This is a genomic window from Nocardia sp. JCM 38205 (assembly GCF_058222935.1).
This window is the reverse complement of record NZ_JBYHFL010000005.1, coordinates 424,325-450,120: the sequence shown is the minus strand read 5'-3', so window position 1 is coordinate 450,120 and position 25,796 is coordinate 424,325. Positions and strand designations below refer to the sequence as shown.

General features: G+C 65.9%; 25 protein-coding genes and 1 riboswitch. Of the genes, 8 read left to right on the top strand and 17 right to left on the bottom strand.

The window, feature by feature from the left end; translation table 11 throughout:
- The first annotated feature begins 69 nt into the window (after positions 1-69).
- Entirely contained in the window at positions 70-2,571 is a 2,502-nt protein-coding gene (locus AC4HOU_RS20920; protein ID WP_490725003.1) for a hypothetical protein, read from the top strand.
- Positions 2,572-2,743: 172 nt separating this feature from the next.
- On the top strand, positions 2,744-3,424 hold the full coding sequence (locus tag AC4HOU_RS20915; protein WP_228806814.1) for a class I SAM-dependent methyltransferase: 681 nt from the start codon (positions 2,744-2,746) through the stop codon (positions 3,422-3,424).
- A 170-nt stretch (positions 3,425-3,594) separates the two neighbouring features.
- Here the strand turns inward: AC4HOU_RS20915 and AC4HOU_RS20910 are convergent, their stop codons facing one another.
- Positions 3,595-4,338, bottom strand: a complete 744-nt coding sequence (locus AC4HOU_RS20910; RefSeq protein WP_163815753.1) for an SCO6745 family protein — start codon at positions 4,336-4,338, stop codon at positions 3,595-3,597.
- 144 nt (positions 4,339-4,482) lie between these two features.
- Between AC4HOU_RS20910 and AC4HOU_RS20905 the strand changes: the two genes are divergently transcribed.
- Genes AC4HOU_RS20905 through AC4HOU_RS20895 form a run of 3 tightly spaced genes read left to right on the top strand, consistent with a single transcriptional unit; the run spans position 4,483 to position 6,451 of the window.
- Complete coding sequence (locus AC4HOU_RS20905) at positions 4,483-4,845, top strand: GntR family transcriptional regulator (protein WP_036532330.1); 363 nt, start codon at positions 4,483-4,485, stop codon at positions 4,843-4,845.
- Positions 4,842-5,759, top strand: coding sequence for an ABC transporter ATP-binding protein (locus AC4HOU_RS20900; protein ID WP_194991711.1), 918 nt, complete (start codon positions 4,842-4,844; stop codon positions 5,757-5,759). Before AC4HOU_RS20905 ends, AC4HOU_RS20900 begins: the two co-directional genes overlap by 4 nt.
- The gene (locus AC4HOU_RS20895; protein WP_194991710.1) at positions 5,759-6,451 is read left to right on the top strand and encodes an ABC transporter permease; all 693 of its coding nucleotides are present in this window, start codon (positions 5,759-5,761) and stop codon (positions 6,449-6,451) included. Before AC4HOU_RS20900 ends, AC4HOU_RS20895 begins: the two co-directional genes overlap by 1 nt.
- Before the next feature lie 226 nt (positions 6,452-6,677).
- On the opposite strand, the gene AC4HOU_RS20890 is transcribed toward AC4HOU_RS20895, so the two are convergent.
- A complete protein-coding gene (locus AC4HOU_RS20890; RefSeq protein ID WP_490725002.1) occupies positions 6,678-7,826 on the bottom strand; it encodes an MFS transporter in 1,149 nt (382 codons plus the stop codon).
- Positions 7,827-7,948: 122 nt separating this feature from the next.
- Between AC4HOU_RS20890 and AC4HOU_RS20885 the strand changes: the two genes are divergently transcribed.
- Positions 7,949-8,212, top strand: coding sequence for an ArsR/SmtB family transcription factor (locus AC4HOU_RS20885; RefSeq protein WP_490725001.1), 264 nt, complete (start codon positions 7,949-7,951; stop codon positions 8,210-8,212).
- 45 nt (positions 8,213-8,257) lie between these two features.
- Here AC4HOU_RS20885 and AC4HOU_RS20880 read toward each other — a convergent pair whose 3' ends face one another.
- From AC4HOU_RS20880 to AC4HOU_RS20865, 4 genes are all read right to left on the bottom strand, one after another.
- On the bottom strand, positions 8,258-8,971 hold the full coding sequence (locus AC4HOU_RS20880; RefSeq protein WP_163815732.1) for an MgtC/SapB family protein: 714 nt from the start codon (positions 8,969-8,971) through the stop codon (positions 8,258-8,260).
- A gap of 184 nt (positions 8,972-9,155) precedes the next feature.
- Positions 9,156-9,332, bottom strand: a riboswitch (M-box (ykoK) riboswitch).
- A 172-nt stretch (positions 9,333-9,504) separates the two neighbouring features.
- A complete protein-coding gene (locus AC4HOU_RS20875; protein ID WP_490725000.1) occupies positions 9,505-11,667 on the bottom strand; it encodes an elongation factor G-like protein EF-G2 in 2,163 nt (720 codons plus the stop codon).
- A gap of 118 nt (positions 11,668-11,785) precedes the next feature.
- Entirely contained in the window at positions 11,786-13,786 is a 2,001-nt protein-coding gene (locus AC4HOU_RS20870) for a UvrD-helicase domain-containing protein (protein ID WP_490724999.1), read from the bottom strand.
- Positions 13,787-14,003: 217 nt separating this feature from the next.
- Positions 14,004-14,357: an Rv3235 family protein gene (locus AC4HOU_RS20865; RefSeq protein WP_490724998.1), complete on the bottom strand. Its 354-nt coding sequence runs from the start codon at positions 14,355-14,357 to the stop codon at positions 14,004-14,006.
- A 261-nt stretch (positions 14,358-14,618) separates the two neighbouring features.
- Here AC4HOU_RS20865 and AC4HOU_RS20860 point away from each other — a divergent pair, with 261 nt between their 5' ends.
- Entirely contained in the window at positions 14,619-16,970 is a 2,352-nt protein-coding gene (locus tag AC4HOU_RS20860) for a UvrD-helicase domain-containing protein (protein WP_490724997.1), read from the top strand.
- A 4-nt stretch (positions 16,971-16,974) separates the two neighbouring features.
- The gene (locus AC4HOU_RS20855; protein ID WP_490724996.1) at positions 16,975-17,682 is read left to right on the top strand and encodes a histidine phosphatase family protein; all 708 of its coding nucleotides are present in this window, start codon (positions 16,975-16,977) and stop codon (positions 17,680-17,682) included.
- A gap of 128 nt (positions 17,683-17,810) precedes the next feature.
- Here the strand turns inward: AC4HOU_RS20855 and AC4HOU_RS20850 are convergent, their stop codons facing one another.
- From AC4HOU_RS20850 to AC4HOU_RS20800, 11 genes are all read right to left on the bottom strand, one after another.
- The gene (locus AC4HOU_RS20850) at positions 17,811-19,478 is read right to left on the bottom strand and encodes a bifunctional metallophosphatase/5'-nucleotidase (RefSeq protein WP_490724995.1); all 1,668 of its coding nucleotides are present in this window, start codon (positions 19,476-19,478) and stop codon (positions 17,811-17,813) included.
- Positions 19,479-19,573: 95 nt separating this feature from the next.
- Positions 19,574-19,828, bottom strand: coding sequence for a hypothetical protein (locus tag AC4HOU_RS20845; RefSeq protein WP_014350007.1), 255 nt, complete (start codon positions 19,826-19,828; stop codon positions 19,574-19,576).
- 227 nt (positions 19,829-20,055) lie between these two features.
- Complete coding sequence (locus tag AC4HOU_RS20840) at positions 20,056-20,424, bottom strand: hypothetical protein (RefSeq protein ID WP_490724994.1); 369 nt, start codon at positions 20,422-20,424, stop codon at positions 20,056-20,058.
- 116 nt (positions 20,425-20,540) lie between these two features.
- Positions 20,541-20,885 (bottom strand): LSm family protein, encoded by a 345-nt coding sequence (locus tag AC4HOU_RS20835; protein WP_232052021.1) that lies wholly within the window; start codon positions 20,883-20,885, stop codon positions 20,541-20,543.
- A gap of 45 nt (positions 20,886-20,930) precedes the next feature.
- The gene (locus AC4HOU_RS20830) at positions 20,931-21,413 is read right to left on the bottom strand and encodes a hypothetical protein (protein ID WP_490724993.1); all 483 of its coding nucleotides are present in this window, start codon (positions 21,411-21,413) and stop codon (positions 20,931-20,933) included.
- Positions 21,414-21,613: 200 nt separating this feature from the next.
- Positions 21,614-22,027, bottom strand: a complete 414-nt coding sequence (locus tag AC4HOU_RS20825) for a VOC family protein (protein ID WP_194989746.1) — start codon at positions 22,025-22,027, stop codon at positions 21,614-21,616.
- A complete protein-coding gene (locus AC4HOU_RS20820) occupies positions 22,024-22,605 on the bottom strand; it encodes a dihydrofolate reductase family protein (RefSeq protein ID WP_490724992.1) in 582 nt (193 codons plus the stop codon). The genes AC4HOU_RS20825 and AC4HOU_RS20820 overlap by 4 nt, the downstream gene beginning before the upstream one ends.
- 508 nt (positions 22,606-23,113) lie before the next feature.
- Complete coding sequence (locus AC4HOU_RS20815) at positions 23,114-24,334, bottom strand: hypothetical protein (RefSeq protein ID WP_490724991.1); 1,221 nt, start codon at positions 24,332-24,334, stop codon at positions 23,114-23,116.
- Positions 24,335-24,345: 11 nt separating this feature from the next.
- Complete coding sequence (locus AC4HOU_RS20810; RefSeq protein WP_490724990.1) at positions 24,346-24,729, bottom strand: hypothetical protein; 384 nt, start codon at positions 24,727-24,729, stop codon at positions 24,346-24,348.
- A 149-nt stretch (positions 24,730-24,878) separates the two neighbouring features.
- Positions 24,879-25,301, bottom strand: a complete 423-nt coding sequence (locus AC4HOU_RS20805) for a hypothetical protein (RefSeq protein WP_490724989.1) — start codon at positions 25,299-25,301, stop codon at positions 24,879-24,881.
- On the bottom strand, positions 25,288-25,749 hold the full coding sequence (locus tag AC4HOU_RS20800; RefSeq protein WP_490724988.1) for a Panacea domain-containing protein: 462 nt from the start codon (positions 25,747-25,749) through the stop codon (positions 25,288-25,290). Before AC4HOU_RS20800 ends, AC4HOU_RS20805 begins: the two co-directional genes overlap by 14 nt.
- Between the last annotated feature and the right edge of the window lie 47 nt (positions 25,750-25,796).

Below are 25,796 nucleotides of genomic sequence, written 5' to 3'. Positions count from 1 at the left end.
TGCGCGAAATAGATCGAATGCTCCTGACTCGAAGCGGTCTGGTGCGATAAGCAAAAAGGGGCTGTGCTGGTGGCTGGTAACAAGCCGACAAAGGACGACATCACTGCGGGTGTCCTCTCTAAAGGCGACGAGCTCGGAGGAGACAAGAATCGGTGGCTGTACTCCCAGAATGGTGAATACCGTTTCGGGGTCAAGGACGGTAATGCGGTCGTCGAAGAGGTCTCGACCGGAAAGATCGTCAACCAGCTGTCGGAGGGGAAGAACGGCACCCGGATAAAGTTTGATGAAGAAGGCGGGTGGTTCGGGCAGCAGGGCGCCACCCGGCTGAACCTGGTGGGCCAGAAGACCACCGAGCTCAACGGCATGGGGGGTAAGCAGGAAAGGACAGAAGACGTCAATGTATGGGCAACGAAAACCAGCAACTCGACATTTGACGGCCCGGCCTCAGAAGGCAAAGACTGGGAAAACGACGACGGTCATGAGCCGGACTACTTCGTGCTCACCAACGATGGTCGGATAGCTGCGATCAAGGGAGGAATCCCGAAAAGCTGGGATAAATACAATCCCGAAGCCGATACGGGCACGATCGCGGTATGGGGCAAGCCGCACCAGGGCCTGAAAGCCGGTACCAGTCCGAAGAACTACCCACTCGAGTTCAAGCTTCCCAAGGGTGGGGAAAAGCCATCGCCGGCGCTCGGCCGCTGGGTGGATTTCATGAACTTGAAGCTGAAGCACATCGGGCATCAGATGGGCTCGAAGAACCCGGAGATTCCAAAGTTCCTCGTCGAGGGCAAGAATAAAAAGGGTGGTACCACCCTGAAGGACGAATTCTTCGACACTTCCTATGTGAAGCCTCTGGAGGGGGCGGGAGAGGCCAACAAGGGCTACCAGGATGTGAACAAGAAGATCGGCAAGAAGTACGACGAATTCAAGGAATACGACAAGCATCTGAAGAAGTTGGCGGAAAAGCTGACGAACGACAATGTCGCCACTTACAAGAAGATGTACGACAATGTCGAGACCGCGAACGAGGCGATCGCCAAGCAACTGTCCAAAGGTGTCAAAGGCGAGAAGGGCAGTACTGCTGCGGGTATCCAAAGTATTTTGGAAGAGTATCCGCTGTACGGCATCATGAGTGGTTCGGTCCAGAAATGCACGGATTTGCTCGTCGCCTATGTCGACGAGTCGGCCGCAGGCCATAAAGAACCGCCCAAGGACGGTAAGGGCGACGGCGGTAAGGGGGACGGGAAAGGCGACGGCGACGGTAAGGGGGACGGGAAAGGCGACGGCGACGGTAAGGGGGACGGGAAAGGCGACGGCGACGGTAAGGGGGACGGAAAGGGCGACGGCGACGGTAAGGGGGACGGAAAGGGCGACGGCGACGGTAAGGGGGACGGAAAGGGCGACGGCGACGGTAAGGGGGACGGAAAGGGCGACGGCGACGGTAAGGGGGACGGAAAGGGCGACGAGGACGGAAAGGGCGGCAACGGCGGCGGCAACAGTGGCGGCGGCAACAGTGGCGGCGGCAACAGCGGTGGCGGCAACAGCGGTGGCGGCAACGGATCGACTCCGACTCCAACCCCGACGCCGACGACTCCGGGAACTCCGACCCCCACGCCGACGACTCCGGGAACTCCGACCCCGACACCGACGACTCCGGGAACTCCGACCCCGACACCGACGACTCCGGGAACTCCGACCCCGACACCGACGACTCCGGGAACTCCGACCCCGACACCGACGACTCCGGGAACTCCGACCCCGACACCGACCACTCCGGGAACTCCAACCCCGACACCGACCACACCCACAGCTCCACCTACACCGACAACGCCACCAGCGCAGGTGACCGCGCCACCCCAGCCGACATCACCCCCGGTGCAGACGCCGCAGGTGCCTCCGAACGGGGGAAGCGTCTTGCCTCGCCCCGATCTGCCGGGGCTGGGTGAGGGAGGGCTGCCGGGTTCTGGGTTCGGCGAAGGTCTCCTGCCGGATCTCGATGGTCCGCTCCCCGGTCTGGACAGCGTTCTTCCCGGAATCGATGGGTTGCTTCCGAGTCTGGACGATCACGGTCTGCCCGGAAACCGGGGCGATATGGGGGACATGGTTTCCCAGATCACGGATACCGTCACACGAGGTATCGATGGCGCTGGTCGCTTCGATCCGGCCGACTGGCTGACCGGCCGGGATGATGCGCCTCACAATCCGGGTGCCGACCGACCCCAACCCACCCCGTGGTCCACGGGTGATGTGCCGGCTCAGCAGCAGCCCGCGCCTGGTGCGGTGACCGCGCCGGGCGGGTTCGGCGCACCACCTGTGCTACCGATAGCGAATTTCGACGGTCTTCCCACGTTCGGCGGTTCGTCTCCAGCCGATTTCGGAGCCACCAGTTCCTACTCGACCGACAGAGCCGACGATTCTCCCGGTGCCGGGGTACCAGGCGGGATCGGGCGATTCGATGACCGGAACGACGAGCGTCGCTCGTCGGCCGCCGAGGGGCATGAGCAGGACGGTGTGACACCGGCACACGAAGGCGGTCCAGAGGAGACCCCTGATACGCGGTGGCTTTGAGGTGCCACCCGTAGTCGCATTCCTCGCTGCCACGCAGTAGATGAGGTCCATCGGCGCATGAGCCCGCCCGGCTCGTTCGCCGATGGACGGATTCGGGGCTTCTGTGCGGAAACGGACAGATCCGCGCATTGTGATTCTGGCCGTGGCCGGAGGAAATTCCGACCATGGGTTCATGTCAGGAAACACACGGTCCACCGGTGCCATGTTCGTCGACGAGGCGGAGACCGGTCTCGTCATCGCCGATCTCCGCCGCTACAACATGTTCACTGCCGCGTTCTTTCTCGGTCGCCACCGCGAACTCATCCGTGAACTGGCCGCAGCCAGCGGAGCCACACCCGGCAGCCATGCGCTCGACATCGGTTGCGGTCCGGGAAAACTGGTGCGTGCGCTCGGGGAGCTCGTCGGGCCGACCGGATCGGTCACCGGCGTCGACCCCTCCCGCACGGCCATCGAGCACAACCGCACCCATGATCCGGCGCCCAACCACCACTACCGGCTCTCCGCCGCACAGCACCTGGACTTCGCCGACGCCGAATTCGACGTCATCACCTGTACTTTCGTCATGCACCACATCCCCGAGCGGCACCGTGCCACGGCCATCGACGAGATGTATCGGGTCCTGCGTCCCGGCGGCCGCCTCCTGCTCGCCGATGCCCATCCCTCGCCGTGGTTGCGCGCCGTGTTCACCCGGATCATGCGCCTGACCGGCAAGGGCGGCCACACCGACCCGTTCGCCGACGTCGATATCCGCCGGTACACCGACGCCGTGCGTTCGGCCGGTTTCGATGACCCGCGTTTCCGGGTGAACCGCTATGCGACCGGGTTGCTGATCGCCACCAAGCCCGCGCGGTGATGACACTTCTCCGGCGTTGCCGTGAGTCCTGTTGCGTCACAGCAGGTGAGCTGTCGAGACATGCCGGGTCGAACGGCGAAGCATGCGCTGCGAACGCCTAGGACTGACTGCGCAGGATATGTGCGCCGGTGCCGGCCGTTTTGCCGGCACCGCGACTTACCCCCGTTCGCTCACTGCCGCGCGAAAACCTTGGCGTGCGCGGCGGCGACGAGCTCGGTGAGCTCCGCCTGCTCGCCCTCGTCGAGCACCGCGAACGCGGGAGCGATGAGTTCGTCGGTCACCGCTTCGGCCCGCTGCCAGCGCGCACGAATATCGTCGGTGATCTCCTCGAACGGCTCCGGCCAGCCGTACCAGCGCGCTTGGCCGGGGCCGTCGTTGATGGGGGAGCCGGAGATCAGCACGGCCTGCAGCGGCGTGATTCCCGAGGCGCGCACGGCGATCAGGTGCAGGCCGCCGCGCAATTCCCGCAACACGTGGGTGAGCTGCTGCACGCGCGCCGGGGCGTCGGCGGGCAGCGGCATCGCCCGCCAGCCGGCGAACAGGGGGACCCCGGCCGGATCCGCGGCCGCGGCAACGGCTTCGAGCAGTTCCGCGAGCCGGCCGGCCTGCTCGAACCCGGCGAGTTTGCGCCGGCCGAAATCCTGGCAGACGCGTGCGTAACGTTCCGCGGCTTTCGCGGCGGGCATCTGCACCGATTCCCAGGCCGTGCGAATCGAATGGGCCGGGAAGAATCCGAATGCCGCGGTGACCACCTCGGCGTCCACGTCGCCGAGCACGCCGCCGCGCCCGCGGGTGTAGGGGCCGAAGAAGGTGTCGACTCCGGTTTCTGCCGCGTATTCCTTTCCCTCCCTGGAGAACATGAATCCTCCGCCGAGTTGCTGAATGTAGGGGTTCACCGCCGCGCCGACCGACATGTCGGGTTCCTTCCGCTGGACTGACATCACCTGCCACCTTATGGGTTTTGTACACCGTACGGAAGACCCTGCCTTGCGCTCTGACGCACGTGCCTCTATGGTTCATTACATGAGTAATGAACCACTCAACCGAGGAAGGTGATCGTGCTCGAAGACGGCAGGCCGCTCTTTCTGCAGATCGCGGAGATGATCGAGAACTCGATCGTAGACGGATCGCTGCCCGAGGAGTCGCAGGCGCCATCGTCGAACGAGCTCGCCGCCTTCCATCGGATCAACCCGGCGACCGCGGCCAAGGGGCTGAATCAGCTGGTGGCGGACGGGATTCTGTACAAGAAGCGAGGGATCGGAATGTTCGTCACAGCCGGCGCGCGCAATGCCTTGCGGTTGCGCCGACGGGAACGGTTCGCCGAACAGTTCATCGACCCGCTGATCGCCGAGGCGGACAAGCTCGGCATGGGCATCGACGAACTGAAAGCCATGCTCGACCATCGAGAGGGGACACGATGAGCGCCGCGACCATCGAACCGGCCGTGCTCGACACCGATGTCGTCGCATCCACGCGGGGGCTGACCAAGCGGTTCGGTGCCGTCACCGCACTCGAGGATGTCACCCTCGACCTGCGTGCGAACACCATCTACGGTTTGCTGGGCCGTAACGGCGCGGGCAAGACCACGCTCATGCAGGTGATGACCGGTCAGGCCTTCCAGACCGCGGGCGAGGTGCGGATATTCGGCCACACCCCGCACGAGAACACCGAGGTACTGCGCGGAATCTCCTTCATCAAGGAAAGCCAGGCCTATCCGGCCGATTACAAGGTCAAGCATGTGCTCTCGGCGGCCCGTCATCTGCTGCGGGATTGGGATGAGGATTTCGCGCGAGAATTGTTGCGCGACTTCGATCTACCGACCGACCGCAAGGTCAAGAAGCTCTCCCGCGGCATGACCTCCGCGCTCGGGGTCACCATAGGCCTCGCATCTCGCGCCCCGCTGACGTTCTTCGACGAGCCGTATCTCGGCCTCGACGCCGTCGCCCGCCAGCTGTTCTACGACCGGCTGCTCGCCGATTACGCCGAACACCCACGCACCGTGGTGCTGTCCACCCATCTCATCGACGAGGTCGCCGACCTGCTCGAGCATGTGCTGTTGATCGACAAGGGCCGACTCGTGGTCGACGCCCCCGCCGACGATCTACGCGACACCGCCATGACCGTGTCCGGCCCCCTCGCCGACGTCGACTCATTGCTTGCCGGACGCCCCGAACTGCGCCGCGAATCGCTCGGCAACCAGGCCAGGGTGATGCTGCGGACCGACCGCAGGGCCGATGACATCGCGCACGCCAAATCGCTGGGGCTGCTGGTCGAGCCGGTCTCGTTGCAGCAGCTCATCGTCGAAACCACCAACCTGCGCGGAAAGGATCAGTAATGCTGCGCCGAGCCGTCTCCGTATCGCGGATCCACACCGTCGCCTGGCCGGTGCTGATCGCGTGGCCTGCCGGGATCCTGCTGGTGGCGTTCCTGATTCCGTGGGTGATCTTCTTGCTGCTCGACGCCGAGGAAGGCAATGTCACCGGCAGCGTCTCGGCCGCCTTCGGCATCGTGCTCGCGTTCTATCTGACCGCCATGACCCAGACCTTCCCGTTCGCGCTGGGCATGAGCGTCACCCGGCGTGACTATTTCGCCGCGACCCTGCTGGTCGCCGCCGCGCAGATCCTCGGCACCGGGGTGGTGTTGTGGGGGCTCGGGCTGATCGAGGAATCCACCGACGGCTGGGGCGTGAACATGGTGATGTTCGATGTCCCAGGCCAGTTCACCGACAATCCCGTGCTCCAGCTCGGCACCTATCTGGCGATCCTCGCGCTGATCGCCGGCGCGGGTCTGCTGATCGGCGCGCTCTATCAGCGCTGGCGAGTCTCCGGTGTGTACACCTTCCTGCTCGCGTTACTGCTGGGTCTGGGTCTGGCGGCGATCGTGATCACCTGGCAGGGCTGGTGGCCCGAGGTGGGCCATTGGTTCGCCGATACCCCACGCGTGGTCCCCATGGTGCTGCTGCCCGCGACGCTCGCGGTGGTGTGCACCGGTGGGGCGTGGGCGACGATCCGCCGCGCGACCGCGTAGCGATGGGTGCGATCGGCCTCGTCCGGGTGCACCGGACGAGGCCGATCCATGTTCTGTGACGAGCTTCTCCGCCCGGGCCCGCAGCTGTTCGATGTGCCTCCCGACGGCGTTCTGAGCGCGGCGGCCGAGCCCGGGGTCAGGTTCGCCGCCTTTGCACACCGGCAACTCTCTCCTCCGGTCTGCCCGAACCTCGATCGGCCGGTGCCAGGCGCGCGACGCCGCGTGCTCATGCCTGCGAATTCCATTGGCGAGCGGCAAATCCCAGTGCGAGGCCGAGCGTGCCGAGGACGCCCGCGAGTGCCGTCGCCGCAGCGGGCATACCCCATTCGCTGACCGCGTATCCGGTGCCAACGGTGAGAACCGCGGCCGGAAGGTATGCGCAGATATTGAGCGCAGCGTTGGCTTCGGCGCGCCGCTGCGTCTCGACGTGCTGGGCGATGAGACGCAGGCCGCCCAGTTGTCCGAGGCCCTGGCCGGTGCCGGCGAGGACGGCGGCGGCGATGAACAAGGCCGGGCTCTTCGTGAGGACGGTCAGGATGACGGCCAGCATGGCGAATACTGTGCTCGCGGCGCCGAGCGCGAACAAGCGCTCCACGGTGAACCGGGTGAGCGCGAGTTGGGACCCGGTCGCAGCGAGGAACATCAGGCTCGCCGCTCCGCCCGCCAGTAGCGGTGACGTATTGCCCACCGCGAGGATCAGCAGTGACGGCCCGAGCGACAGCACGAAAGACGTAGCGGTCAGCCCGGGGGCGAAAACGGCTGCGCCGCTCGCGATATGGATGCGGTTCCGGTTGGGGACACGGGGCAGGCGGGGCCACGGGAAACCTGCCGTGCCTGCGGATGCGGTCGCGTGCGGTTGCTGCGCGGGCTGTGCCAGCGGAAGCCGCACATAGCCGATCAGTGCCACGATCAGCAGCGCGATGTTCACCGTGAACACCGGCAGCACGGGCGAATCGGCGGTCTGATAGATCGCGCCGCCGAGCAGCGGCCCGAGTCCGGCACCGAAGACCATCGCGATCGACGCGAGCATCGACGTCTGCCCGCGCCGCTGTTCGCCACCCAGATCCACCACCGCGGCCATGCCCGCGGACACCACGATCCCGACGGCAACCCCGACCAGCAGTCTGGCCACGATCAGCTCCGTGACCGTGCGGGCGACCATGAACAGCCCCGCCGACACCAGTGCGATCAGGATCCCGGGGATGACGACACGCTTGCGGCCGAAGCTATCCGCTGCCCGCCCGGCGACGAGAAGCGCGGCCACCAGGCCCGCGATGTAGGCGGCGAACACCACCGTGAGCGTCGCCGGGGAGAACCGCATCTCGTGCTGCCAGTGCACGTAGAGCGGCGTCGGGGAGTTCGACAGCGCGAACACCGCCGTCACCGTCCAGGCCGCGCGCGCGAGGTGCCATCTCGATCCGACCGGTTCGGCCGTAGCCGCGACTGCCCCCGCTGCTGCCGGAGCCGGCGGCGGCCGAGATCCGCCTCGAACGCGTCATGGGCGCACTGTCGGAGCCGCTGCGGATGACTATCGCCCGCAAGCTCCTGCTCGAGTCCGACGACTTCGACCATCCGTGCGGCTGGTTCGGCTTCGACCGCCCCAAATCGAGCCTCACCCACCACTTCAAGGCCCTGCGCGAGGCCGGTGTGATCCATCAACGGCAGTACGGGCTCGAACGGCGCAGCCGCCTGCGCACGGAGGATCTCAACGAGCGGTTCCCGGGGCTGCTCGATCTCATCGCCGCGACGGGCGATGAGTGAGCAGAACAGAGTGTCCGCCGTGGTCGCCGCGGGCGTGCCGCGAGGTCACGCGGGTACTTCCGACGCCATCCCGGCGATCCGCCAGCCGACGCTGGTGACCGCTGGTTCGAGGCTCAGCCGGCTCACCGCCGACTCCATTTCCCGGTCATCACGCTGATCGCCGACCAGGTCGGCCCGCACCATCACCTGACCGCTGGTTTCGCCGTTGGCGCTCGCCACCGCGACCAGGCGGAAATCGGTACGGGTCAACGACTGGACCAGTAGTGCCCGCACCTGCGGTTCATTGGCGTCGTCGGTGACAGCGGTGAACACGTACCGCACCGGGCGTTCGGCTCCGGCCTCCGGCCGGCGATCGACGGCCCGGCCGGCCGCACGCAATGCGATGTTCACCCCGACCACCGCGAGTGTTCCGGCCGCGGCGGTGAGATACATGCCCGCCCCGGCGAGCGCCCCGACGGCGGCGGCGCACCACAGGGTCGCGGCGGTGTTGAGCCCGCGCACGTTGAGCCCGTCGCGGATGATGACGCCCGCACCGAGGAACCCGATCCCGGAGACGATCTGTGCCGCGACCCGCGTCGGGTCGGCGACCTCACCGTGGAAACCATGGGCGGACAACAGCACGAACAGGGTCGCACCGCCGGCGACCAGCGCGTTGGTGCGCAGCCCGGCCATGCGGGCACGGTATTGGCGTTCGATCCCGATCAGGGCACCCAGCCCGACTCCGGTCCCGAGACGCAGCAGCATATCGAAGGTGGTCATGGCAGAACCTCTTCCGCTCGGCGCGCCACCTCGCACCGGCGGGCGGATCGGCGGAGTCAGCCGAGGGCGCGGCGGTGAAGCTGGCGTGGTGACTGTGTGATGGCACGGCGTATATGACTGCCGTCGGACACGACATCCACCTCCCTTCCTGCGCCGAGGGAGTGGACCGGCGTCGATCACCGGTGGGTACCACTCCTCGTCAGACCTTTGGCACTCCACGGCGTGAACCCACCTGCGGGCGGTGGGAGCCGGTCGGGGCCACCCCTTAAGCCGGGGAAGCCTGTCCTGACCCGGGGCGTCTCTCGACGTTCGGGGTCGCCGGCCTGTTTCCGTGAAGGAGCCTCAGCGAACGATGGCACCTAGCGCCGAAAAGTAAACACCCCGGGCACCGTGTCCGCAACCCATTGGGGACCGCCATCACAGCGGTCGAATCGCTCGAGCGGTGACCCTTCGGCACGATGTGCGCTGGCACATCCTGCGGCTTGTCGGCGCGCTGGTTCATCGACCGAAACGCCGTGGCGAGTGCGGGGGCGTCAGGCCGACACCGACTCCTTCCGCACCCGCTCCGCCAGCTGTGCGGGCATCGGGTCATGACGTAGGTAGTCGCGGCTGAAGTGCGCGACGCCGTGGGTCAGCGAGCGCAGATCCACCGCATACCGGGACAGTTCGAGTTCGGGAACCTCCGCGCGGATCAGCGTGCGCCCCGTCTCGGCCGGTTCGGTGCCGAGGATGCGAGCGCGGCGCACCGAGAGGTCGGTGAGCGCGGCCCCGAGGTAGTCGTCGGGAACCTTGACCCGAACCTCCGCGATCGGTTCGAGCAGATCGATCCGGCCGCCTGCCGCCGCCTCGCGCAGCGCGAGCGCACCGGCGGTCTGGAATGCGGCATCGGAGGAATCGACCGAATGCGCCTTACCGTCGAGCAACGTCACCCGCACATCGACCAGCGGATATCCCGTGGCGACACCGCGCGCGGCCTGCGCGCGCACGCCCTTCTCCACCGAGCTGATGAACTGCCGGGGCACCGCCCCGCCGACCACCTTGTCGACGAACTCGATCCCCGATCCCTCCGGCAGCGGCTCGACCTCGATCTCACACACCGCGTACTGCCCGTGCCCGCCGGACTGCTTCACATGCCTGCCGCGCCCGGTTGCCTTGCCGCCGAAGGTTTCCCGCAGCGCGACCTTGTGTTCTTCGGTATCGACCTGCACACCGAACCGGGTGCGCAACCGTTCCAGCGCGACGTCACGATGCGCCTCACCCAGGCACCACAGCACCAGCTGGTGGGTGCGGTCGTTGTTCTCCACCCGGATCGCCGGATCCTCGGCCACCAGCCGCGACAGGCTCTGCGACAGCTTGTCCTCATCGGCCTTGCTGTGCGCGCGAATCGCGATGGGCAGCAGGGGTTCCGGCATCTGCCACGGTTCGATCAGCAGCGGCGAGCCGGTACCGGACAGGGTGTCGCCGGTTTCGGCGTGACCGAGCTTGGTGACATAGGCGATGTCACCGGCGACGGCCTCGCGCAGCGGGCGTTGCTGCTTACCGAACGGGGCGGTGATCCCGCCGACGCGTTCGTCGGCGTCGTGGTCGGTGCCCGAGCCGTGCCCGCAGATGTGCACGGTGTCGTCGGCGTGCAGGGTGCCGGAGTACACCCGCACCAGCGAGACCCGGCCGACGTACGGATCCGACGAGGTCCGGATGACCTCGGCCGCCAGCTCGCCGGACGGATCACAGTGCAGGGGAGTGGGTTTCGAGCCGTTCGCCAGATGCACCGCCGACACCTCGTGCTCGGCGGGGGTGGGGAACCCCGCGGTCATCAGCTCGAGCATTTCCAGGGTGCCGAGCCCTTGTAACCCCTCCTCGGCGGCGGGCGCCGCGAACAGAACGGGGTGGAAGCTGCCGCGCACCACCGCGCGCTCCAGGTCTCTGATCAGCGTGCTCAGCTCGATCGTCTCGCCGCCGAGGTACCGCTCCATCAGGGTTTCGTCTTCGCTTTCGGCGATGATGCCCTCGATCAGCCGGTCCCTGGCCGGTCCGATCATCGCCAGCTCCGCATCGGAGGGTTCCTTCCAGGTGCGCCGGCCGGTCGAATAGTCGGCGATCCGCTGTTCCAGCAACTCCATCAATCCGGTCGCCGGCCGATGGCCGTCGGCGGCGGCGGGTCCGTACACGGGCAGATGCAGTGGCAGCACATTCTCCGCCGATTCGCCGCCGAGCAGCGCCTGACAGGTCCGCGTCATCTCCTCGAAGTCGGCGCGCGCGGTATCCAGATGCGTGAGCACGATGGCGCGCGGCATCCCCACGCTCGCGCATTCCTCCCACAGAGCTCGGGTCGATCCGGCGACTCCTTCCACCCCTTCGGCTGCCGACACCACGAACAACGCCGCATCCGCCGCCCGCAACCCGGCGCGCAGTTCGCCGACGAAATCCGCATACCCCGGTGTATCGATCAGGTTGATCTTCACCCCCTCCCACTGCACCGGCACCACCGACAATTGCACCGACCGGTGCTGACGTTGTTCGATCTCGTCGTAATCCGACAGCGAGGTACCGTCCTCCACCCGCCCCGCCCGGTTCACCGACCCGGTGGCCAGCGCCAACGCCTCCACCAATGTCGTTTTCCCCGACCCGCTACCCCCGACCAGCACCACATTCCGGATGGCCTCCGGCCGCCCCACCCCGTTCGCTCTGTCCACCATGACTCACCGTCCTCGGGAATCGACACGCGGTTATATCGAGCTTCCCACCGCCGAGGTACTCGCGTCCACGGTTCGACGAACAGTTCGGAAGCGGAATCGCCCGAGGTCGCGTGCACCTCTAGCCGATCGTCGTCGCACGGTTGACCCGATCCCAGCCGTGGTCGCGCCGGTCCGGCGTGCGAGCGAGGAACCCGACCCAGGCGAAGTCACGCGCCCGGGTGATGGCGACCATTGTCTGGCGGTCCCAGAGCTCGGCCCGTTGCCGATCGGCTCCCGGGGAACCGGGTGTCAACGGCCGGGGTGGTTCGGTGACATAGAAGATTCCCCTGAACTCGAGGCCCTTCGCCCGGTGAACGGTGCCCACTTTGATCTTGTCCGTGCGCTCGCCGCGGTAGTCCTCCAGCGCGGTCGCGCCGATGCCTGCCTTCCGCAGTCCGTCGACAACCGTGGCGGCTAGTTGGCGGGTCGTCGTGATGACGGCGAGTTCACCCAGCGGGGCCGAGCGTCGACGGATGGCGGCGAGCAGGGCGGCGTCGAGCTCATCGACCGAGCCCTGCCAGTCGACGGTCGCGCCGCCGGGTAGCACGAAGCGCGCCTCGTTGAGTGCGCATCCGGGCAACCCGTCGAACCGGCCGAGCGCGTTCACCGCGTTGACCGTCACGGCCCGGCGGTAGACCGCTTCTCTGTTGCGGTAGTTCACCCGGAGCACCGCCGTGCGTCCGCGCACGTCGATACCGGCATCGGCCGGTCGGCAGCCGCCCTCGTACACCTGTTGCTGGCCGTCGCCGACGAGTAGCAGTGGTGCGTCCGCACCGCCGCCGGCGATGGCGTGGGCCAGGCGGAGCCCGTTGAGGGTGATGTCCTGGATCTCGTCGACGACGACCATCCCGTAGGGCTTCTCGTACGGCTTCTCGGTCAGCATCTCGAGCGCAAGGGTGATCATGTCGTTGAAGTCGCCGAGCCGCTGTCGACGCAGGATGTCGCAGTACGGGAGATAGAGCTCATTCCAGACGAGTTCGCGTTGGTCGCGATTCAGATCGGGGCCGCTGCGTCCGGTGCGGTCGTGTTCCCAGTAGTGCGGGAGGTCCGGGATGCCGCGACCCTTGATGACCCGATCGATTTCGGTTCGCCAGTAATCGGCGCGGGCATCGATGGCGGCGAGTGTCGTCCCGGCGTGGCGCCAGGCCTGCTGGAAGGCGTCATCGGTCCGAGTGGGCTCGATCTCGATATGGCCGCCGCGGTTGTCTATCAGCTGTCTCGCCCATGCGTGCAGTCCGGCGAATTCGGCCCGATCGCGAACCACGGGCGCGAGGCGTCGAAAATATGTGCGCTGACAAGCCGCAAGGGTGGTGACGAAGGTTGTGTACAGCACCGGCCCGCTGTTGTGCCGAAGGTGGCGGGCCATCCGATGCAGCGCTACCACCGTTTTCCCGGTGCCCGCCGGACCACTGATCCGTGCCGGGCCGCCGAACGTCCGATTGATCAGATCGATCAGTTCCGGGTCGCGAAAGGTCGTCCACTCATCGAGTGGGCGGTTGGCGGCGCGCGCCCGCTGTTGCGCCACCAGATCCGAGCGGTCGAGCAGTGCCGATTCGGTGGGATTCGGCTCTGGTGCTTCGATGCGTATCCGCCGGTAGTTCGACGCCGCCCGGTACTCGATCTCGTCCGCGATCGCCCGCGCTCGTGCTGGGCTGAAATCCCTGTCCAGCCGCGACAAGGTCGCGGCGAAGTCGGCAGGCCGCGTCGGAATGTCGCGTCCGGAACCCGCTACCGCGACGCCGTCGGGCAACAGCAGGATCGTGCGCATGCGTTGTGCGACGAGGTAATGCCGATCATTGTGCAGCCCTGCGACGAACGGCCGTGCCGTGCGGGCGATGTCGTCGGTGCGGTGGAACCGCCGTCCTGGCTCGACGAAGATCAGCAGGTGCACGCCGCGGCTGCCGACCACGATCGCGGCAGCCTCGTTCGCCGGATGATGGGGCAAGTCTCGGTGTAGGAGCACATGCCAGGCGTCGTCGATCAAGGGCACGCTCAAGAAGTTCCGATGCCGCGGGGTGAGGTCCGGAATCTGCCGAAGGGTCTGATACACCCTGGTCCGTCTCGAATCGCTGTTGGTCATCGCGACCCCCTTGCTGCTCGACTTCCAGCAATCAACGGTACGGTTGATCCCTTGCGGCCGTGCGGGTTTCGATGCCGGAGACCAGAACGTAACCAATCCACGGAGCGGCTCGACCGTACGATTCCCGCGCCGCTGCGGTGCCGGCGACGCCATGATCACCACGCCCTTCGATGCCATGCCCGCCGCCATCCCCGGGACCGATCCGCGCCCGGCGTGGTCAGCTCAACCGCAGCGCGGTCAGGTGCCAATCGCGAGTTCCCGATCGTTCGATCCGTGCCGCTAGCGCAAGCCGGCGCGAACCGCGCAGATAGCGGGCGCAGATCTCCGCCGTCTGCTCGTCGACCATCTCCACATGTAGCCCCGCCAGGACGGCGGCGCCGAGTTCCCTGCTCGGCACGAGGCCGGCCCGCACCAAGGTGCCGACCGCCGCGACCGTGCGTTCATCGGCAATGCCCGACAGTTGCGAGACGGGCCGTCGATGGTCGAGTACTTCCAGTGCCACCCGCAGCGATCGTTCGGCGGCCAGCCGTGCCTGTTCCAACGCCTCACCGCCGTGATTCGACCTCGCCACCGAGCACGCCGCCCGGCGGATTCCTGCGGGTTCTCGATGGGGGGCCTGCGCCGTCCGAGGGCGTAAGCGACTCCGGCACGGCACGGCCTCATGGCCTTCCGGTAGCGGATTCCGCGAACCGCGCGGCGTGTACGGCCGCGACGGAGGTTCGTACATGGGAATAGGCAGCAGTTCGATGCGGAACTCAACCATCGATATCCCCCTCGCAGATGATCGCCGGATCGCGATCGGCTGTGAGCAGCATGGCATTCGTGGAATTCCGTGCGCCAGGTTTCGCCCGGGATCCGTCGCACACGCCCTGTCGGAACGGCGTTTTCGGAAGTCGACGGCGTGTCGTGTCGAACGTCCTGCCGGGCGCGGAATCGCCTTGTTGATCTGCGGCTCCGGCTGCGGACGGCGGGTGGCCAGCGGGATGCCGGTGCGGTGTCGGGAGGTGCGGGGCGCCGGACCATCAGCCGGTGTGCCGACACCGACGCAGTCGTCGACTCGCGTGCATCACGCACTGATCCGGCTGCCGAACCGTGCGAAGCAAATGCAACGACATCTGCAAGAACATTCGCCAATTATGTTGGCAACGAGCAGAATTCACTGTTGAAGCAACAATGTTCCGGTAAACTTCCTCCTCGGATGCAAACATCATCCGAAAGCAGGGGATCACTCATGACCGACATTGCTCGTGAGCGCAGGCGCCGGTGGGTCGAGCGCGAACTCGCTGATCTGCCGCGGCTCACGGCGGCGCAGCGGCGGTTTCTTTCGGTTCCGTTGTCCGAACGCGATTGGCATCTATTGGTCGATCGCGCCGGCGACAACGAGGGGCGAGCATCAGGGTTCGCGATCGGCCGTACGGGTGTGTACGCCTTGGTGTTCACCGATGTCGTGCCCTCGCGCGCTTACCTGGCCCGGGTCCGCAAACATGCCGAGGAGGCCTTCGCGGGCCTGCTGTTCGGGCGTGAACAGTTCGTCCCGCACATGCTCGACATCATGCTGCTGATGACCTCGGCGGCTCGGGTGGAACCGCACGATCAGTTTCTCGCGGTCGATGAATCGACCATTCGCGAAACACTCATCGCGGGCGAGACCAAGCTGTCGAAGCGCCGTGCCCGCGACATCGCCTTGACGGTGTCGGACCGATTGACCTGGTATCAACGCATTTCCACCGAATCCGCGCCCGCTGCCGACGCGGTGGCATCCGACGGTCTGTTCGGCGAATCGTCGCTGGCAGAGGATGCGAGGGCGAACGGGTTGGCCCGCCCTTTCCGCGAGTGGATGACGTTCCTCGACCCGGAACAGCTCGCCCTGGTGCACGCGAATTTCACCGGCCCGGCCCGATTCAGCGGCCCGGCGGGCACCGGGAAATCGGTCGTCGCGCTGCATCGGATGGCGCATTTCGCCAAACACAATCCTGGCCGGCTGCTGTTCACCAGCTTCGTCAAGACACTGCCCGCCTATCACGAGCAGAGCTTTGCTCATCTGGCCCCGCACGCGCGCGGCCGGGCAAAGTTCATCGGCCTGCACGCGTGGACGATCGAGTTCTTGAAACGCCGCGAAGTCCCCTACTACCTCGACTCCACCATCAGAGAAGATGCCTTCGCCCGCGCCTGGAGCCGGGCGCGCGAGGTGCTGGGCCGGATCGAGGGCACCGATTACCAGTATTGGCAAGACGAGCTGGATCGCACGATCAAAGGCCGTGGCCTGGAGACGCGCGATGCGTACAAAGCGATCAAACGCACCGGCCGCGACGGTATTCAACTCCACGGCAGCCGCCGGGACTACGTGTGGGAGCACCTGTATCGCCCGTATCAGGCACGCATGGCCAATCGTGGCGCCGACGATTTCAACGACATCATCCGCAAGGCGATCGATGAATTGCGGGCCAGGCCGTTGGACGGCACCGAAGATTACGCGATGGTCGTCGTCGACGAGGTCCAGGATTTCACCTTGATGCAGCTGCGCCTGGTCCACCAGATCGCCGGCGGTGGCCCGGACGCGAACCTGCTCATGGTCGGCGACGGGCAGCAGCAGGTCTATGCGGGTGGCTGGCGCATCTCCGATGCCGGAATTCCACTGCTGGGGCGCGGGCGCATACTGCGGCGGAACTATCGCAACCGCGAAGCGATCCTGCGCTACACCCAGCAGATCGAGGCAGGAAACAGTGTCGACGATCTCGACGGTGGTCGCGGATTCGTGCTGCGTGACAGCGACTCGGTGCTGCCCGGCGGCGATGCCAGCGAGCGTTTCGTCGGCCGCGCCGAGATCGACACGGTGCTGGTCCGCGCGATCAAGGACTCGGGTCTGGCCGTCACCGATATCGCCGTCATCGTCAACACCAGAAAGGATGCGGCGCACTTCCAAGAAGTCCTGGAACAGGCCAACTTCCCGGTGCTTTCGCTCGAAGAATACGACGGCACGCAACTCGACTGCATCAAGGTCGGCACCGTCTATCGGGCCAAGGGCATGGATTTCGCCGCCGTCTTCCACATCGCGGACAAGCCATTCGATACCGCCCACCTCACCGGCGGCGCCCGAGACCGCGCGGAACTGCTCGCCCGCCAGCGATTGGTGGCGGTGAGTCGTCCACGCGACTATCTATGGGTTGCGCATCTGACAGACTGACACGGTGGATGAAGCGATCGCCTACCCGCTTCCCCGGCCGACCGAGATCGCCGGTGTCTGGGCGATCAGACACGGCCAGAGCACCGTGAACGCCGCCGCCGAACGTCCCGACGCCGACACCCGCCCTCGCGTCCCGGATCGGACCATCGAACTGTCCGCGCTGGGCCGGCAGCAGGCTGCGGCACTCGGCGCGTGGTGGTCCCGGCTCGGCGGCGACCGTCCCCGGATTGTTCTCTGCTCGCCATATCTGCGCACGCGACACACGTGGGCGGCGATGGAGCAGGCCGCGCACGGCTGCGGCGACGATCCGGTCGTAGTGGTCGACGAACGCCTGCGGGACCGCGAAATGGGGGCGCTGGAGCTGTGGTCACCCGCCGCGATTCGGCGCGACGCTCCCGAAGAAGCCGAACGCCGTGCGCGCCTGGGGGATTGGTTCTACCGCCCGCCAGGTGGCGAATCGCTCGCCGACGTCACCCTGCGGGTGCGCGATCTCATCAACGACCTCGAACGCCCCGCCGCCCGAGCCCACATCCTGATCGTCGCCCACGATGCGACCATCGCCGCGCTGCGCCGCATCTTCGCAGGTCCGGGGTCGGAGCTGACCGACGAACTGCCGCCGGTCCCGAATGCATCGATTTCCCAGTGGATTCAGGATCAAGGGCGGCTGAAGCTCGTCCGCTGGGGTGCCAGTGTGAACGAGGGCATCGCCTGATCGGACGCGGTTCGAGCCGCGACCGGCATCATCTGTGCTGGTCCATTCGGTCGCGGTCGTGCCTGGTGATCGCGCTGGCGTCGACGTGGTCTTCGTGGGCGGCTCGTGCGGGTGGGCAGCAACCAAGATCAGCGCTGCTCCACTCGGACAGCCGGAGGTGCAACCGGTCCGCGTGCGCTCAGGTAAGCCTCCAGCGCATCGAGATCCATCGGCCCAACGGTCAGATCGGTCCCGCGGGTGAACACACTGAACCCATCACCACCGGAGGCGAGGAAGTTGTTCGTCGTCACCCGATACACCGCAACCTCGTTCACCGGCTCTCCGCCGATTCGGATGCTGCTTCTATCGACCTTGTTGCCCATCGGCGCCGCATCGTCATAGGCGTAGGAGATGCCCGCCACCGACAGGACGATCGGCTTATCCGGCTTGCTCCACTGTTGTTCGAGCAGCTCGACAATCTGACGACCGGTCAGGCTGACGGTCACCACCTGATTGCCGAACGGCTGCGACTGGTAGATGCTGCCGAACGTGATCGGACCCGCCCCGATATCGGCGCGCACCCCACCCGGATTCATGAACGCCGCCACCGCCTGCGCGGGTCCGGCCGTCGTGTCGAGCATGGCATCGGCGATCACATCGCCCAACGGCGATTCCGCGCCCGGTGCAGCCGATTTCGGCAAGGGTTCGGCCGCGGTTCCCACCACCCGCTCGGCCCTCGGCGCGGCTTCGGCGGCGAAGAAGTCGATCAGCTCGACCGTGGCCGGATCCGGCGCTACGTCCCGGGTCACCACCCGGTTGACGGCCCGAACGTCCACGCCACCGTCACCGAAATGCAGCGTGACGTCGGTGATCAGCCGACCATACGAGGCCGCCTGCGTCACGATCTTGCCGTCGAATTCGCACACATAGGACTGATGACTGTGGGCGGTGAACAGCACACGCACCGCCGGATCGGTGCGCCGGGCCAGCTCGGGCACGTTCGGTGTGATGTTCGCGCATCCGTTGTAGTCGGCGTCGGGCACCTGCTGTTTCCCGCCGTCGTGCACCAACCCGACGATGACCTCGGCGCCCGCGCTGAGCACGTCCGGCACGTGCCGGTTGACCGCGTCCGCCGGATCGCTGAAGCTGTATCCGCGAATGCCCTCCGGGAAAACGATCTGCGCGGTTTCTGGTGTCACGACACCGACCACACCGATCTTGTGCCCGCCTGCCTCGATCATCGTCCACGGCCGAAGCCCGGGCGGCAGCTTCCCCTCGCTGTTGGTCATATTCGCCGCGAGGTAGGGAAACTCCGCCCCCGTGAACGGCGTTCCGGGCGAGCACCCGTGGAGCGCGCACCCACCCTGCTGCATCCGGGCCAACTCCAGCACACCGTCATCGAGTTCATGGTTCCCGACGGCCGACGCCGCAGGTCGCAGTGCATTCAGATACTGCACCGTCGGCTCGTCGTGGAACAGCGACGACACCAACGGACTGGCACCGAAGTTGTCACCGGCCAGCAGCACCGCGCTCTCCGGGTAGGCCGTGCGCAGCCGCGCCAGATGCGTCGCCAGGTAGGCGGCCCCACCCGCCTCGTGCCCGGCGATCTGTCCATTCGAGCCTTCCGGTGGTTGCAGATGCCCGTGCAGGTCATTGAATCCGAACAGATGCACCTCGCCGGGCTTGGCCTCGGGCAGATCGTCCGTCGAGACGAGTGGGGCCGTTTCGGGCGTAGGCGGCTCGGAGGTGCATCCGGCAAGCAGGCTCACGCTGAGCAGTCCGGCGCAGAGGGCGACGATGCGATGACAGACGCTCATGCGTGCCGACGGTGCCAGATCAGGTGAGCCGGAATGCGACGGAGGGGTGAATTCTGCGGGATCCGGGCAGCCCGCCCGGATCCCGGCCACCGGAATCAGCTGTTCTCGCAGCCGATCCCGTTCCCGTCGCGGTCGAGGTCGTACTCATCCGGCCCGATCACCCGCACCCGCCCGGTGTACTCCGGCCCGTTCCCGCTCCCACCGGCACAGTCCACATCGGACGTGATCGGCACACACGGATCGTAGGATTCGTGGCATCCGGACCCCGGCTGCGCCGAAGCCTGCACCGGAACCGACAGGACCAGCCCGACAGCAACAGCGGACGTACCGAGAACAGCGGCGATTCTCATCTTGCTCCATTCACTTGTGAAACGCCGTTGATTCTCTCATGTCGGGTCGAGTGCGATCAGCCCAGCCTTGCTGCGGATGCCGCAGTCAGGCGCGCCATTGTCTCTGCGCCAGGATGGAATTCGACCTAGTAACGCCTCCGGGTAAAGGCCTGCCACCGGTTCGAGTGGGACTTCGCGTGCGAGCACGTCCCAGGGCGCCACGAACGTGCCCCCGGTGTCGACGTTGGTCAGCGACACATTGTGGGCCCGGGGGGCAGCATGGGCACGGTATCGGTCCACGGTGCGACCGTCGATGCCATGCCGTTGGGCACGCGCACATGCAACAGCTTCGCTACCAGGTCGTCGACAAGTCCGGCCTCGAGGTCGGCTTGCAGCGCCTGATGTTGCTGCCCGTAGATCTGGCCGGCCAAAGTCGCTTCGGCCGAGCGGATTCCTGCCCAGGCGGGGTGTTCACGGGTCACCGTGAACGGGATCACCGACCGTACGGAATCGAGGGTGTAGGGGTCCGGGGAGACCGGTCGCGGCGCCTCGGGGTAGAGCTGACGAGCCGCCGCCATCAACTCGGCCCCCCGTTCGAGCTTCTTCGGAAGCCCCATGGGGACACCGGTCGCGCCGGGGATGACACGATCGGCATGATCCCGGCCTTCTCGCCGATGCTCGCCAACCAGGCAGGCATGAGTGGAAGCGATTCGGCGTAACGCTCGCCGTCGGATCAGCCGCCGGGCTGCAGACCGGAGGAAATCTCGACCACCACCTGGCTGTCGGTCACCTCACGCACTGTCACCGTGTTGCCCTCGGCGGACCCCGATTCACCGACCGGCACAGACACTTCCTGCCCGCCGACCGAGAGGGTGACCATGTTCCCCTCCACCGAGACCACCTTGACCTTCAACCCGAGCACGTTCGCCTCGGCGTCGACTCCGCGCTCGAAGGTGATGACGCAGCCCTCGACCTTGCACTCGCTCTTGTATCCGTCACCCTGCATGGTGCAGGCACCCGCGCCGAACGCGGTCAGAGTGGCGAACATGGACGCTGCGATCAGCCGTCGAACAAACACCCGCCCAGTGTAGGTCCGCAATCACCTGCCTGGTGGCCCAACCGCTCAGCTCTCCGGCTCCGCCAGCACCACCACCCGATCCTGTTCGGGCGAATACCCGAGCACCGGATGCCCGAAATCCCCCTCGGCCTCCATCACCACTTTCTTCCCCAGCAGCCGCCCGACAGCGCCCAGGAACCCGCACAACACATCGACCCCCACCTGCCCCTGCAACTCCCGCAGATCAATATCGAACTCCACCTGCGTCTCATCCCACGGCCGAAATATCGCCTCCAACTCCGGCGCCACCCGAACCCGCAGACTCACCACCTCGTCATCGTCGCCCCGCCCCAACACCTCGGCAGCCGAAGGCAACGCCCTGACCTCGTCCCCCTCCCGAAACTCCCACTCCCACCCGCTGGACCGCACCAGATCGAACACGGCCTGCCAGTCCTCGACGGTCGTGTCGTGCACGTAGACGTCCGGCAGTGCGCCCATGACAGCGGGGTCGAAGAAGTTCTTGACGTCGTCCCATTTCAAATCCGACATGGGTTCATGATGCGGGACGAGGGGACGGGGGAGTATGACCGGATCCGCGCGGGGGTGCGTGTGGAACGAGTGCGTGGTGTGTCGCGTGCCGTCCGCCCGGAAGCGGAAGGGTCACCGGTAGGGGCACACACAACGCGGTCCGCTCGAGGACGGCATCTGGTCTCGCGATGACCGAGCGCACGGCCCGCCCACCGCACCGTTCAAGAGAAGTCGGCGGACGTTATCCCGCCGTGGTGTCCGGGCGGCCACTCCACCAGCTCGATCCGGTAGCCATCGGGGTCGGTGAGCCACGACGTCTTCGGGCCGTCAGGCCCACCCGGGTACTCGATGGGCCCTGGCTCCAGGCCGACGCGGGTCAGCCGCTCCAGAGTGCCGGCAAGTGTGTCCACCTGGATCGCGAGGTGATCGACACCGCTGCCCACGTCGACGCGTCCATCGGCGGGGCGGTGGACCAATTCGAGCGAGGCCGCTGGTTCGCCGGGGAACTGGAGTAGCGCGAGGAGAGTCCCGCCGCCACTATCGACCCGGCCGAGCTCGACGTAGCCGAGCGCGGTGTAGAAATCGAGCGAGCGATCCAGGTCGGTGACGCGGAAGGCGACGAAGAGCGTTTTCACTCGCCCTCCTCGGATCGGCGCACCCGATAGCGGAGGTGCGTGACGTCGCGGTCCTCGAGCCGCCGGACGAGTTCGAGTTCGACGCGGTCACCTAGCTGATCGAACAGCCTCCGGCCGCCCCCGAGGAGAACCGGAACCAGATGGATCTCCATCTCGTCGATCTGCCCGGCCCGCAGCAGCGCCTGGGCCGCACCCGCCCCATGGACCATCACCGCCCGGCCCCCAGCGGCCGCGCGCGCCTGACGAGCACATTCGTCGACGTCGGTGACGAACCGCGCATGCCCGGGCGGCACGTCCCCGTCATCGACATGATGGGTGAGGACGAAGATCGGCACACCATCGTGATGATCCCCCTGCCAGCGCCCCGCGAGTTCGAAGGTCCGACGCCCGGAAATCACCGCACCGGTCTCCATTGCCTCGCGATAAACCTGCCCGCTGGGCCCCTCGGATTCCCGGTCGTCGAGCCAATTGAAGAGCCGTCCCCCACCCCGCCCGAGCTCCTGGCCCGGACGATCGTCCGGACCGGCGATATAGCCGTCGAGCGACATCGTCATATACAGCCGAATCGGATTGCTCATCTGGCCTCCATCTCCTCCGAGGTGAGGATGCTCGCCTTCCGGTGCACGGGGTGTCACATAGGAAGACTCCGCGCAGCGGCCGAACTCATCGCTTCGGCGTGAATCGAGCTCGTTACGGCATCCCGGGGAGTACGGACGTGACGATCGACGGCCTCGGCAAGTATGTCTCCATGACCGCCACGAACAACGCTGACGGCGGAGAGATCACCTGCCGAATCTTGATCGGAGAAATAGGTTATATCGGAGCAGGCATCGAGTGGTCCGTTTGCGTCGGCGAGCTGTTCAGGAGATGCAGGCGAAGAGTAAGCGGCCCGCGGGCTGCCGTCCGACAGTGCACGCACGGGGCTCCTGCGGCGCTGACACGGTGCTGCTAGTCGGTGTTGGGCTCCCGGACGGCCCAGCCGAGTGATCCAGTGAGCGAGACTCACGCCCACTGGATCACTATCGTGGCCAGGGCCGGTTTCGTGTTCCGGGACCGGAACTCGTTGCGCCGGCGATATTCCGCGGCTCAACAGCCTTTCCCCGCGATCCGCACCAACACGGTGTCGGAGCTTCCTCCATTTTCAGTTGTGATCGTGGATTTCAGATGTTCCTGTGAACACGGTGCCCCCGATAGTGTCACTGTGAAGAAAAGGGCTGCGTTACCTTTGGGTAGGTAATCACCGATATCTACTCCGCTATCGCCGAAACCGTCCTGAATACGCGTGCCTTTCGGATAGGTGGCGTTGACCAAGACCGTCTGGCCGGGAGCGAACTGGATGGTTCCGGTGAATTGGGTGCGCATCACCACCTGGCGCTGCACCGTGTTGCCATGGTTGAAGTAGCTCAGTCGAATGCGTGCCTGGCTCCCGGCCTCGGCAGTGATGATCGTGCGGAAGTCGTTCAGATCGGAACCCTGTTGCGCCGACGACTCGAACGTGAAGCCGGGAGCGACCGGGACCAGGGTGAATACCAAGGTTCCGTGGCCGTCGGGGCCTGCGGGGATGCTTCCAACGGGGTCGTCTGTGCCGACGAGAGCGCCTGCGCCGAGGAGGTCCTCCTTGGTGACCGGACGCGATCGGCCGTTGCCGTCGATGACACGGGCGGAATCGGGCTTGTACTGAAAAGTGATGTCGCCGTTGGTGTGATTGACGAACTCGACAGTGTCCCATATCTCGGCGGGCATCGTCTGTGCGGCCGACAACAGCGCCGTCGCCTTCTTGCTGTCATTGTGCTTGATCATTGTGGGAAGCTGTACCCGAGCACGGGCGAAGTCGATTCGACTTTCCTCCGTACTGTTGGCATAGAAGATCGATAGCTCATACTCATGGCCCGGTTGGAGCTCCACGGTGTCGGCCCACGGCTTATCAGCGGCAGCTTCGCGGATGCGGAAGAAGTTACGTTCGTCCCCGTGGATGGGGTTGTCGGTGACGGAGTTCATGGCGACCGGAGCCTTGCCGCGTTGTGCACGTTCACCTTTGCTGTAGGTGATTCGGTCCGGACCCCATGTGTTGGTCGATGCGGGCCCGTTGATTTCGGCCAGCGCCGCACCGGCCGGATGTTCCCTCGTGACACCCCAGATGCACCCGGCGATCACCACGACCGCTACCACGATCGCAGCGACGATGTTTCTCGGCTGGATGTATCCGTACAGCAGGTAGATCGTTGTCGTCTCGATCTCACCCCGGTTGTCCCCGAAGACGTTGACCTGTTTGGAGTTGCCTCTCGCAACCGCTTTGAAGTTGAACACGGCGCGTACTGTCAGAACGATATGGTGCCGTGATTGTCGCGCATGTTGAGCACTTTCGCGTTGTCGTAGGCGTGCGAGATGAAGTCTGCGACTTTCCTGTCTTGCCTGGCCAGGTCGATCAGTTCCTGGATGTCCGACCGGAATCGGGAGTCCGCTGCCGCAGCCGACTCGACGCGCTCGGCAACGATGGCCCGGTCGGCTTCGGTGGATTCGGTGTGGAGCCGGGCAATGGCCGCACTGGTCGCCGGCTCGTCAGTGAACTTCGCGATGATGCGATCCCGTAACCGGGTGATGGCCGACCAGGCGCCGGCGCCGGCGGTTTGCGCAAGACCTTCGCCATATTTCGTCGCAAGCAGAACAGCTGCTGCGGCACCGAGCGACACTGGATCTACCACGTCCCCACCTCGATTCGTTTGTGCGGGCCCCCATCGTATGTCGGCCATGGCGTGCTGTGCTGCGAACTTGCTATCCAGGTATCCAACGGTGATGCGACACGACCCGAGCCCGTTCGTCGGGCTCGGGTCACAGGGGCGGGTTCGACTTCTCAGCTGCCGTGGTCGTACAGATCGTTGTACCTGGATTCGATCCACAGCACGTGGAACACGTCGCCGGCGCGAAAACCGACGAAAGGCAGGTTCTCCTGGTGTCGGAAGACGAGGTAACTGTCCCGTTCCAGATGTTCGGGAATAGCTGGCTTGATTGCACGCTTGGGTAGCTTCTCGGAGCCGAGTCCATGGCGCGGGTGATGTACGAGATCGGTCCAGGTCAGTTTTGTGCGCTTGTGCCACTTTCGGAGGAATTCCCGGCACTGATCCGGGGAGAGGTCGTCGACGCCGAACTTGTCCTGGAGGTTGCGCAGACAAAGGATCGGATATCCAGCGGGAGTCGCCGTGGGCGTACTGGGCGGTCGCGGAGTCGACTTGTGCTGTGGTACCGACCCGCGCCGTCTGGTGCTATCGCTGCCCATCGGTGAAGAACTCGCGCAGCTGTTCCTGACTGATCACGCTATTTCGGGAGCCATCGCCGAACGCATTGATCCACGGCGCCTCGTTGTGTGTCTTGTCGCGCAGCGCCCACGCGGCGAGGCTGCCGTAAATGTCCCAGGTGGCCAGTAGGCATTCCTCAACGGCCTTGAAATCGTCCCAATCGAACGAGTCATCGAGCGCCTCGTTCGGGTCGATCGGGTTGGACTTGTAGTGCTTGTACTCGTGATAGACGGCCGGTACAACGGGGCCGTGCGCCCACGCCTGTATTTCGTCGTCGAACAGGGGCCTGCCAGTGGACGCGAGATGTTTACCCTGTGCGTAGTACAGCAACTTCTGAACCTTGAGATTGGATACCGTCGCATCAATATTCTCGGCCCATGCCACGAACCATCGCGCGATGTCACGCGCGGTCAACGCTCGCTCGGTCATTCGGTCCCCCTGCCGTGTGTGCGATGTCAGCCGAGTATAACCAGCCG